Origin of the sequence: Duganella lactea (assembly GCF_009857505.1) — a bacterium.
Lineage (GTDB): Bacteria > Pseudomonadota > Gammaproteobacteria > Burkholderiales > Burkholderiaceae_D > Rugamonas > Rugamonas lactea.
Genome location: NZ_WWCP01000025.1, coordinates 75,622 through 85,682, shown reverse-complemented (window position 1 = coordinate 85,682; position 10,061 = coordinate 75,622). Strand labels below are relative to the sequence as shown.

The following is a 10,061-nucleotide window of genomic DNA, read 5'->3' as shown; positions in this document are numbered from 1 at the left end:
TGATCAGTGCTGTCGTTCACAAACTGACGCATCTGATTTACGGTGTCATCCGTACTGGCAAGCCTTTCGACCCCAAATACTTATCGAAAAAGCTTGCCATTCAAGACGGTATCTGACACCCGTTTTTGCTTACATCGCGCGGCGCACGCGCTTGGCTTGTTTGACGGCTTTTTTCTTGGTCTTGGCCGAGGCTTTCATCACTTTCGGCTTGTCGTCCGGGCCGGCGACCAGGCGACGGATCTTGACCGCGTCCATGTTGCGCACCGACGTGGCGCCGGCGTTCAGCAGCACCAGCGTGTTGTTCTTGCCGCCGGATTTGAAGCGCATGATCAGGCAGCGGCCGGCTTCTTCGGTGTAGCCGGTCTTCGACAGGCCGACGTCCCAGCCCTTGGCACCGACCAGACGGTTGGTGTTGTGGTACTCGACCTTGCGGCCTTTGATCTTGATGATGTCCTTGGTGTCGGTCGTGATGCGGCGAATCTCCGGATACGCCGAGGCGGCCGTGGCCATCTTGACCAGGTCGGAGGCGGTCGAGACGTTGTGCGGCGACAGCCCGGTCGGCTCTTCGATCACGGTCTTGCTCAGGCCCAGCGTACGGATCTTGTTGCGGACCGCCATGCGGAACGCCGGCGCGCCGCCCGGGTAGGTGCGCGCCAGCGAGGCGGCGGCGCGGTTGTCGGAGGACATCAGCGCCAGTTGCAGCACCTCGCCGCGCGACAGTTCGGCGCCGACCGGCACGCGCGAGGCGCTATGCTTCAGCATGTCGACGTCGGCGCGGTCGATTTCGATCTTTTCCTTCATATCCAGTTTGGCGTCCAGCACCACCATCGCGGTCATCAGCTTGGTCAGCGAGGCGATCGGCACTTGGTTATCGGCATTTTTTTCGAGCAGCACTTTGCCGGTGGCGTCTTCCACCACCAGCACCGACTGCGAGCCAAGCTGCGGTCCGGCGGCAAACGTGACGGCGGTAAACGAGCTTAGCACTACAGCAACTATTTTCTTCAGCATGGTATTGAGTCAGGGAATAGGGAGTCTATCGGACACGTCTGGGCGACGCGGCGCGCGTAAAGTTCTAACTTAAAGCTCTAGCTATACGGCAATATTCTCTAAGGGAATAACAATAACATTAAAGTGGCTTCTCGTCTATTGTGTGTAAGTCCCGGATTCTTATATTTTTTTTGTCATTTCGCCATGCCAATGTAAAAAAGCCCCGAGGCTGGCGGTCTCGGGGCTTTGGGGTGTTGGCCGGACGCGACGGCGGCCGCTGCGGAGTCTTAATTAGTTGCCAATCTTGGCGATGGAGACTTCGGTCGATTTCACCAGGGCGATGACTTCGCTGCCGACTTTCAGGTCCAGGTCCTGGATTGAGCGCGAGGTGATCACCGAGGTGACGATGCCGTGCTGCGTTTCAACATCGACTTCCGAGACCACCGGGCCAAAGATGATTTCCTTGATCTTGCCGCGGAATTGATTACGTACATTAATTTCAGAAATGGCCATCGCGCTTCCTTTTGTCTGGTGGATTCATGTCTCCAGAGTACGGTCACGCCGGCCGTTTGCCAACGAATCTCTCCGCATAAAGTTATTTGTTATAGATTTTGTCGAACTCGCCGCCATCGGCGAAGTGCCGGGCCTGCGCGGCTTTCCAGCCGCCGAACACGTCGTCGATGGTGAACAGGCTGACCTGGCGGAAGTTGGCGTTGTATTTCTTAAACGCTTTTTCCGAGCGCGGACGCAGCGAGTGCTTGGCGATGATTTCCTGACCTTGTTCGCTGTACAGGAAGTTGATGTAGCCGGTGGCCTGCTTGCGCAGGTTGCGCTTGTCGACGACCTTGTCGACCACCGCCACCGGCGATTCGGCCAGGATGGAGATCGATGGGTAGACCACGTCGAACTTGTCGCCGAATTCCTCGCGCACCAGGTTCACCTCGTTTTCAAACGTCACCAACACGTCGCCGATTTCACGCTGGGTGAAGGTGGTGGTGGCGCCGCGGCCGCCGGCGTCCAGGATCGGCACGTTCTTGAAGATCTTGCCGACCAGATCGCGCGCCTGCGCCTCGGTGCCGCCTTTTTTGATCACCGCGCCCCAGGCGGCCAGATAGGTGTAGCGGCCGTTGCCGGAGGTCTTCGGATGCGGGATGATGACTTTCACGCCGGGCTTGGCCAGGTCGGCCCAGTCCTTGATCTGCTTGGGATTGCCTTTGCGCACCAGGTAGACCATGGTGGAGTAGAACGGCGACGCGTTGTTCGGGAATTTCTTGCTCCAGTCGGCGGCCACCACGCCGCGCTCGACCAGGATGTCGATGTCGTTGGCCTGGTTCATGGTGACCACCGATGCTTCCAGTCCGTCTGCGACCGAGCGCGCCTGCTTGGACGAGCCGCCGTGCGACTGGTTGACGTTGATCGTTTCGCCGGTGGTTTTCTTCCATTCGGCGCTGAAGGCCGGGTTGATCTCTTTGAACAGTTCGCGGGTGACGTCGTAGGCGGCATTCAGCAACACGGTGTCGGCCGCCTGCGCTTGCGGCAGGCCGAACAGCGTGGCCGACGCTGCCAGGAAGGAGCTGATGAGCAGCGATTTGGTCACTGCGCGGCGCGGATTCTGTGAGGTCATCATGAGCTTTCGTCATATCAAAACGCCCATGGTGTAAAATTTTGCCCAGAAAAGATACGAATTTTTCGTAATATGCTTAGAAGTTCACTATAAATCGAATATGGATTGTCGAAAACATTCGTGGGCAACGGCCCGCCCGCCCTCTAGTCTGGCAGCATCCGACGGCCTTACCCGCCTTAGTGTATAGTCGTTCCCAGTACTAAAAGTAATGTTTGTGAGCGTACATGAGTATTGAAATTCGTATTGCCGCCTTGCCGGATGCGGAGGCGGTGTGCACCGTATTGTGCCGTTCCATCAGGGAATGCTGCGAACTGGACCATCAGAATGATCCAGCCATCCTTGACGCCTGGCTGGGTAATAAAACGCCGCAGATGGTGGCGAACTGGTTCAGCTCGCCGACCAATTTTTCGCTGGTGGCCGTCAGCGAGGGCACCGTCGTCGGCGTCGCCCTGCTGACCGGCGCCGGCAAGCTGGCCTTGTGCTATCTGTTGCCGGAGGCGCGTGGCAAGGGCATCGGCAAGGCCTTGCTGAAGCGGATGGAAGAGCAGGCCTGCGCTTGGGGCGTGAAAGCGTTGCAGTTGCACAGCACGGCGACCGGCAAGGCGTTTTTCGCCCACTGCGGCTATATCGACGCCGGCCTGGTGCGTTCGCCTTACGGCGTGGAGACGGTTTTCTTCTGGAAACAGCTCGACGATGACGCCACCTGCCCGAACGCGCCCAAACGCAAGAAGTTCTGCAACTGCAATAGCGACTAGTACGCCACCCTCAGCATCTGCTGCCGCGCTTCCGGCAACGCCCCCACTTCCACGCCGCCGGCAAACAACTTCAGTTCGCCAGCAGAGAACCGCGTCCATGGTTCGTTGGAGGTGAGCGGCTGTGTGGCGATCACGGCGATGCGATCGTCCAGGTGGTTGTGGCGGCTGAAGTCGATGCTGAGGTCGCAATCGATCAGGTGCGCCACCGAGAACGGGTAGGCGCGCACCACCACGTGCAGCTCGGTGCTGCAATGGGCGAACAGCAAGTCGCCGTTCGACAGGATGAAGTTGAAGCTGCCGTAGGCGGCGATTTCGCCGGCCAGCGCTTCCAGCGCCGCGTACAGCAGATGGCGCGCGGGCTGCGTCGCGAAGCGCAGCGCCAGGCCGGACAGCAGGTGGCAGAAGGCCCGTTCGCTGTCGGTGTCGCCCCACGGCGCGTACAGGCTGGGATTCGGGTCGAATAATTTGAGGTCGCCATTGTGGGCGAACGACCAGGTCTGGCCCCACAGCTCGCGCGTGAACGGGTGGCTGTTCTCCAGCGACACGCGGCCCTGCGTCGCCTTGCGGATATGCGCGACCACGCTGCGCGCCTTGATCGGACTTTGCTTGAATTGCGCCGCCAGCGGCGAATGGATCGACGGCAGGTAGTCGGTGTACAGGCGGCAGCCGGTGGCGGTGTGCAGGGCGATGCCCCAGCCGTCCTTGTGCTCGCCGGTGCGGCCGCCGCGTTCGGCAAAGCCGGCGAAGGAAAAGTCTACCGCAGCCGGTTTATGGCTGCTCATTGCGAGGAGTTGGCACATGGGATGACGACGGAGTTGAGCGATGGCCCCACGATACGGCGCACACTCTGTGGCGGGAAGGAATGTTTTGGCATATCCATAGGCGAAAGCATTCGTTCTGCTTTTTGGCGCGCGGGCCTACGCTGTTGATATTGTTAGTGTTCCCAGAGGAATTCCATGTCATTTCCCATCCTGCAGAAGTACCTGGCGCGTCTATCCGACGCCACCGGCGCCGCTTCCAGCATCTGGCTCGATCACGAGGGCAAGGCCCAGGGGCGGTTTTTCAATTGCACCATGACCAGCGCCTTCCAGCCGCTGCGCCGGTTGGACAGCGGCGAGGTGCTGGCCTACGAGGGGCTGGCGCGCAGCGTGTCGGCCCAGGATCAGGGCCTGTCGTTGTGGAAATTGCTCGATCACGCGGCCAGCGACGATGAATCCATCGAGCTGGACCGGTTGTGCCGTATGCTCCATGCGATCAATTTCTTCCGCCAGACGGGCGATTCGCCGGCCGATCTGTACCTGAATGTGCACGACCGCCTGCTGAGCGCGGTCAGCAGCAATCACGGGCACGCGTTCCGCCGCATTCTCGACGCGCTGGAGTTGCCGCTGGAGCGGGTGGTGCTGCAACTGCCGGCGGCGACGCCGCAGCAGAGCTGGCTGTTGCACTATGTGGCGGACAACTATCGCCGCAACGGCTTCCGTTTCGCGGTCAACGCCAACAGTCCGCGCGATGCGCTGGGCGTGCTGGATCGGTCGCGGCCGGATGGGTTCAAGCTGGACGGGAGGGAATTGCAGGATAAGGCGGGATGGACTGAATTGTTGCAGCGTTGCGCCGCAGCCCGGGTGGCGGTGGTGTGCAAGCGGGTGGAAACGCCGCAACACCTGACGGCTTTGCGCGAACTCAGCGCGGCCGCAGGTGTGTCATTGCTGGTGCAAGGCTATCTGCTGGACGAACCACGCGCGGCGCTGATGCAGGCGCCGGCGCGGTGGGCAGCATGAGCGTCACTTAGTTCAGAACCCATTTGTATTGCACTTGGGCCCAGACCGGCGCGGCGCCGTTGCTGGCTGGCTGGAACTTGCAGGCGGTGCTGGCGCGCAGCGAGGCTTTGTCCAGCGCCAGGTGGCCGCTCGACGAGATCACTTTGGTGTCTTGCACATTGCCTTTGGCGTCCACCAGCACGGCCAGTTTCACATTGCCTTGCAGTTCTTCTTCTTGCCAGGTGTTGCGGTAAGCCGGGGCTTCGCATTCGCCGGAAGCGAGGCGGGCGTCGGTGGCGGCGCTGGCAGGGTTGATGGTGGACAGCGAAATCAGGCCGAGGGCGATGATAGAACGGATGATCATGATGGGCTCCAATGAATTAGTTCGTCGGGAAAACAATCTGCTATGGCTGAACTATACTGCGACGCACCATATATGGATAATTTATTGTTGGAATGCCCGGCATCGAAATTCTATATAACTGCACGGAAATTTATTTTCCGATACACAATTAATGACTCATTCACACAGCCGTATCATTTCTTAAGCGTAAGTTAAGGGTAACGGGTATTGTTTGTGCTTCCCTCTGCATAGGCTATAGTGTCAACATTGGTGCGACACGAACCTTTCCCTCGTGTAAAGAGAGTGAACTCTTTTAAATAAAACTGTGTCTTGGAGTAGTGAAGCAGGGCGCAACCGATCCCGTGGATGCTGGGGATCGGCTGGAAGTGCTTAATGCAGGATGGGAGTGCTGGCGGTATCAGGCATGACGATGCTGTGTTTATTGCCAATCAGTTCTTCCAGTGCAGTTAAAGCATCATCCAAGTCTACGGTAGCTACAACGTCCGCGCCCTGAGTGATGACGCCATGCAGTACGGTGTCACCCACTGGTGGAACAAACCGGACGATGGGCATGAAGTATCCGCTGACTTTCTTGATGGTGACTTGTAGCATGCCGGGTTGGGTACTCAGGACTCTTAGATCATCGATCGAGATACTAGGTAACTTGTCAGTTGTGGTAGTAGTCATTGGCTTTACTGGAAAGTGAGTCACCGATTTTTGGTGATGGGTTTGGACAGGGGGAAGCAAAAGCTCTGTTTATCATTGTTCAAATCATCTTACTGCAAGACGAGATGATTAGTGAACCTGTTATGCGACTAGCAGTAGCCTACGGAGACATGCGTTACTGGTAACGGTAAGGTGTGAAGCTCTCCTGACAATGTATCCCCCAGCAATGGCATGATCCGGCCGTGAGGCAGGGTTGTGGAAACTCCGAGCAGAACGGGGTGGAGGGGCTAGGCTGGCTGGTATGGGTAATGTAAGTGAATTGTTGAAAACTCCGTAATCACTGATGTGCCAAAACTGCTGTTAGGCACTAACCAAAATGGTATGTAGCTGGTTATTCCGCTCAATGTTCGGAATACGTCGTCATCAGAGCTACCGGAGGAGAGACAGGCCCTAACCCAGTCGTGTGATAAGCAGGGAACGTGGAAAACCCGATTCTTCGCCTTATCCAGAGCATCGGAAACAGGCAGGCAACTCGTGAGGGAAGCTGTTGGGGGAGCGGGCATGGGAGGATAGAGAAAGCGAATGCCGGGCTGTAATGGTTCGGATAGGGATTCAAGATTTGTCCCGACCTGAAAGGGTGCAGACTTCTATCTGGTCTATCGTCGCAAGACGGCTGACCAACCCTTTACCTTGGATTGGGTGAAGGATGGATACCAAGATATGGTATTCGCCGAACGGATATTTTCACTTGTGGGAGCTATGGACGCTCCCACAAGGAGCGTTATGGTTTTCTGCTTGTGAAATTGAAGTGAACTTCAATTTACAGGAGGAAAGCAGCATGAGAGTGCATATCCATACGGACGTGTCTGCGCTTTCTGACATTCCACAACATTGGCATGCCGTGCATTGGCGGCAAGTGGAACGGAATGTAAGAGGGATGCAGATGCGAATTGCGAAGGCAACGCGGGAAGGCAAATGGCGCAAGGTGAAAGCCCTGCAACGGATGCTGACTCGCACGCTGTCCGCGAAGTTATTGGCGGTAAAGCGTGTTACCGAGAATCGAGGTAAACGTACAGCAGGTGTTGATGGTGAGCTATGGGAGTCGCCTGAAACGAAGTGGTTAGCGGTTAGCAGGATGAAGCAGCGTGGATATAGACCTCTGCCTCTGCGGAGAATCTATATACCGAAAGCGAATGGGAAAAAACGCCCCTTAGGGATACCCACGATGCTGGATCGGGCCATGCAAGCTTTGTATCTGTTGGCGTTGGAGCCGGTGTCAGAATCGACGAGCGATCCGAATTCCTATGGGTTCAGACGCAATCGTTCGACCGCTGACGCGATGGCCCAATTGTTTGTTTCCTTATCCCAGACGACTTCGGCTGAATGGGTTTTGGAGGCAGATATCGCGGGCTGCTTCGATAACATCGATCATGAGTGGTTGAATGCGAATGTCCCTATGGACAAGAACATTCTGCGCAAGTGGTTGAGGTCTGGCCTGATGTATCAAGGTCAGTTTCAGGAGACAACAGCAGGTACGCCGCAAGGAGGGATTATTTCTCCTACATTGGCGAATGTGGTGCTGAATGGTTTGGAGTCGGAGCTGATTGACTACCTGCGTAGGAAGTTAGGAACGCGCCAAGCTATAAAGTCGAAGGTGAATGTTGTTCGATACGCGGACGATTTTGTCATAACCGGGGCTTCGCGAGAAGTGCTGGAAAATGAAGTCCGACCGTGGGTAGCTGCTTTCCTCGCAGTACGAGGTCTGCAACTATCGCCGGAGAAAACGCGCATCACGCACATTGCCCAAGGCTTTGATTTTCTAGGGTGGAGTTTCCGAAAGTATCAGGGAACCCTGCTTATCAAGCCGAGCAAGAAAAACGCGCAAGCGTTCTATCGCAAGGTGAAGGAAGTGATCAGCACACATAAGACGGTGACGCAGAAAGAGTTAATCGATCTGTTGAATCCGATACTACGAGGTTGGGCGCAGTATCACAGCCCCGTAGTGGCCAAGCAGACGTACAACCGTGTAGGACGCATGATTTTCAGGGCGCTCTGGCGGTGGGCTGTGCGACGGCATCCGAATAAGAATGCCGCTTGGGTGAAAGAAAAGTATTTCTGTTCCAGCGGTAGTCGGAATTGGGTGTTTGCTGCGCCAGTAGTTGCGCAAGATGGCAGTAACGTTTTATGGGAATTGTATGACCTTCCCAAGACTGTCATTAAGCGGCACAAGAAAATCAAGGGGGCGTATAACCCATTTGATCCAGATTGGGAGATGTATGGCGAGACGCTGCAACAGGAACGCATGTTAGAAAACATGAGTCACCGAAAACAGTGGATTCGCATGTATATCGATCAAGGCGGCTTGTGTGCGGTATGTAACTGCAAGATGACAAAGGCTACCGGGTCGCATGACCATCACATAGAATATCGTGTGCATGGGGGAACCGAAGCTTTGAGTAATCGTGTGTTGTTGCATCCGAACTGTCACGCCCAAGTGCATAGCATGGGTTTGAAAGTAATAAAGCCGGTTCCCGTATGGGGAATTTAACAAGCGTATTTCTTTTTAGAGGTGCGTGATAGGCTTGAGCCGTGTGCGGTGAAAGTCGCATGCACGGTTCTGAGGGGGGAGCGAGCCAGTAATGGCTCGTTCCTACCCTCCCTTTTGATGGATAAACTATGGCATCGCGCAGAGATTTCATTCAGCGGGGCGTCGGACTGACCGCCGCGAGCTTTTTGTCTGTGCCGCTGATCGGTTGCGCTTCCAGCAGCGCGCCGCTGCGGCATAGCAACATGACCAACACCACGCCCAAGCCGGCCAAACAGATGGCGCGTGCGTCCGAGCAGTCGGCGCCGTCCGGCAGCGGCATGATGGACCCGCCGCCGGATATTTTCGACGCCCAGGCGCTGGACCTGGAGTTCTGGCTGCGCCCGCGCACCATCGAGGTGGTGCGGCCCGCCAGCAAGGAGCGCGCCAAGCTGCTGTACTGGAAGGATGGCGAAATCATTCAATCGGCCTACGAGGACTTGTGTCACCTGATGCGCGACGTCAACGGTGGCAACGAGGCGCGCAGCATCGATCCCAAGCTGTTCGAGACGCTGTGGGGCACGCAGGCTTTTGTGCAGCGCTACGGCATTGATTCGCCGCTGGAGATTTTGTCCGGCTACCGCACGCCGGCCTCCAATGCCAAGCTGCGCGAGGCGGGCGTGCCGGCCGCGCGCCAGTCGCTGCACATGGTGGGCCGCGCGGCGGACATCCGCCTGGCCAATCTGAACGCCGAGGTGCTGGGCGGACTGGTCAAGAGCTTCCGCCAGGGCGGCGTCGGCTTTTATTACCGTGCCGGTCCGCGCGGCGGCTGGATCCATGCCGATACCGGCCTGCAGCGCACCTGGAAGGGCTAGCCGCGCTCAATCATCGTGCTTGTTCTTCATGATGGGGCCTCTGATCGATTAAACTGTCGGCTTGCCGAATCAAGGGACAGGTATGCAAGAGAATAATCAGCCGCGCTTCCGGCCAGTGCCATGGAGCCATCTGGAAACGCCGGCCGACGTCGAGCTGTGGATCGAGGAACATAACCAGGCGTTGCAGCAACACATCGCCAAGCACGAGAGCGGCTACGGCGTGTGCTTCACGCTGGCCGAGGGCGGCGAGCTGTACCTGCAGACCACGCAGGATGGCCATCTGGTGCTGGATGTGACCGAGGAGGCGGCTTGGGTAGCGCCGTTGATGATGGCCGCCGCCCGCGTGCACGAGGCGCCGCCGGGCCGCATGTGGGTGCTGCCGGACGATAAGCTGGTGCAACTGATGATCGGGCTGAGCGGCCTGATCGCCAGTTCGATCCTGGTAGTGGGTCACAACTTTGGCCTGCGCGGCCGCATGGGCGCCTGGTAAGCGCCGCCCCTCGACATTCTCCCATGGTTGATGTTAGTCT

11 protein-coding genes are annotated in these 10,061 nt (G+C 57.4%); 5 read left to right on the top strand and 6 right to left on the bottom strand.

The annotated features are described in order from the left end of the window. Positions 1-129: 129 nt before the first annotated feature. From GTP44_RS18685 to GTP44_RS18675, 3 genes are all read right to left on the bottom strand, one after another. Positions 130-1,008 (bottom strand): serine hydrolase, encoded by an 879-nt coding sequence (locus tag GTP44_RS18685; RefSeq protein WP_161020605.1) that lies wholly within the window; start codon positions 1,006-1,008, stop codon positions 130-132. Positions 1,009-1,278: 270 nt separating this feature from the next. Next, positions 1,279-1,500: a TOBE domain-containing protein gene (locus GTP44_RS18680; RefSeq protein ID WP_090178885.1), complete on the bottom strand. Its 222-nt coding sequence runs from the start codon at positions 1,498-1,500 to the stop codon at positions 1,279-1,281. Positions 1,501-1,582: 82 nt separating this feature from the next. Beyond that, positions 1,583-2,614, bottom strand: coding sequence for a sulfate ABC transporter substrate-binding protein (locus tag GTP44_RS18675; protein ID WP_371867263.1), 1,032 nt, complete (start codon positions 2,612-2,614; stop codon positions 1,583-1,585). Between the two features lie 221 nt (positions 2,615-2,835). Between GTP44_RS18675 and GTP44_RS18670 the strand changes: the two genes are divergently transcribed. After that, a complete protein-coding gene (locus GTP44_RS18670) occupies positions 2,836-3,366 on the top strand; it encodes a GNAT family N-acetyltransferase (protein WP_161020604.1) in 531 nt (176 codons plus the stop codon). Here the strand turns inward: GTP44_RS18670 and GTP44_RS18665 are convergent. Next, entirely contained in the window at positions 3,363-4,166 is an 804-nt protein-coding gene (locus tag GTP44_RS18665) for a class II glutamine amidotransferase (protein ID WP_161020603.1), read from the bottom strand. The two genes, GTP44_RS18670 and GTP44_RS18665, sit on opposite strands and share 4 nt — an antisense overlap. Positions 4,167-4,322: 156 nt before the next feature. On the opposite strand from GTP44_RS18665, the gene GTP44_RS18660 reads away from it, so the two are divergent. After that, positions 4,323-5,144 (top strand): EAL domain-containing protein, encoded by an 822-nt coding sequence (locus GTP44_RS18660; protein WP_161020602.1) that lies wholly within the window; start codon positions 4,323-4,325, stop codon positions 5,142-5,144. Positions 5,145-5,151: 7 nt separating this feature from the next. Here the strand turns inward: GTP44_RS18660 and GTP44_RS18655 are convergent, their stop codons facing one another. Continuing rightward, on the bottom strand, positions 5,152-5,487 hold the full coding sequence (locus GTP44_RS18655; protein ID WP_160990106.1) for an energy transducer TonB: 336 nt from the start codon (positions 5,485-5,487) through the stop codon (positions 5,152-5,154). Positions 5,488-5,856: 369 nt separating this feature from the next. Then, positions 5,857-6,078, bottom strand: a complete 222-nt coding sequence (locus GTP44_RS18650) for a hypothetical protein (protein WP_161020601.1) — start codon at positions 6,076-6,078, stop codon at positions 5,857-5,859. A gap of 892 nt (positions 6,079-6,970) precedes the next feature. On the opposite strand from GTP44_RS18650, the gene ltrA reads away from it, so the two are divergent. The 3 genes from ltrA to GTP44_RS18635 all read left to right on the top strand — a co-directional run bounded on the left by ltrA (position 6,971) and on the right by GTP44_RS18635 (position 10,021). After that, the gene (gene ltrA, locus GTP44_RS18645; protein WP_161020610.1) at positions 6,971-8,680 is read left to right on the top strand and encodes a group II intron reverse transcriptase/maturase; all 1,710 of its coding nucleotides are present in this window, start codon (positions 6,971-6,973) and stop codon (positions 8,678-8,680) included. Positions 8,681-8,808: 128 nt separating this feature from the next. After that, entirely contained in the window at positions 8,809-9,531 is a 723-nt protein-coding gene (locus GTP44_RS18640) for a YcbK family protein (RefSeq protein ID WP_202412748.1), read from the top strand. 82 nt (positions 9,532-9,613) lie between these two features. After that, positions 9,614-10,021, top strand: coding sequence for a hypothetical protein (locus tag GTP44_RS18635; RefSeq protein WP_161020600.1), 408 nt, complete (start codon positions 9,614-9,616; stop codon positions 10,019-10,021). Positions 10,022-10,061: the final 40 nt, after the last annotated feature.

Bases quoted from the DNA above. Each gene is read 5' to 3' on its own strand.
- GTP44_RS18640 (WP_202412748.1), top strand. From the start codon at position 8,809: ATGGCATCGCGCAGAGATTTCATTCAGCGGGGCGTCGGACTGACCGCC.
- GTP44_RS18680 (WP_090178885.1), bottom strand. From the start codon at position 1,500: ATGGCCATTTCTGAAATTAATGTACGTAATCAATTCCGCGGCAAGATC.
- GTP44_RS18665 (WP_161020603.1), bottom strand. From the start codon at position 4,166: ATGTGCCAACTCCTCGCAATGAGCAGCCATAAACCGGCTGCGGTAGAC.
- ltrA (WP_161020610.1), top strand. From the start codon at position 6,971: ATGAGAGTGCATATCCATACGGACGTGTCTGCGCTTTCTGACATTCCA.
- GTP44_RS18660 (WP_161020602.1), top strand. From the start codon at position 4,323: ATGTCATTTCCCATCCTGCAGAAGTACCTGGCGCGTCTATCCGACGCC.
- GTP44_RS18655 (WP_160990106.1), bottom strand. From the start codon at position 5,487: ATGATCATCCGTTCTATCATCGCCCTCGGCCTGATTTCGCTGTCCACC.
- GTP44_RS18670 (WP_161020604.1), top strand. From the start codon at position 2,836: ATGAGTATTGAAATTCGTATTGCCGCCTTGCCGGATGCGGAGGCGGTG.
- GTP44_RS18635 (WP_161020600.1), top strand. From the start codon at position 9,614: ATGCAAGAGAATAATCAGCCGCGCTTCCGGCCAGTGCCATGGAGCCAT.
- GTP44_RS18650 (WP_161020601.1), bottom strand. From the start codon at position 6,078: ATGCTACAAGTCACCATCAAGAAAGTCAGCGGATACTTCATGCCCATC.
- GTP44_RS18685 (WP_161020605.1), bottom strand. From the start codon at position 1,008: ATGCTGAAGAAAATAGTTGCTGTAGTGCTAAGCTCGTTTACCGCCGTC.
- GTP44_RS18675 (WP_371867263.1), bottom strand. From the start codon at position 2,614: ATGATGACCTCACAGAATCCGCGCCGCGCAGTGACCAAATCGCTGCTC.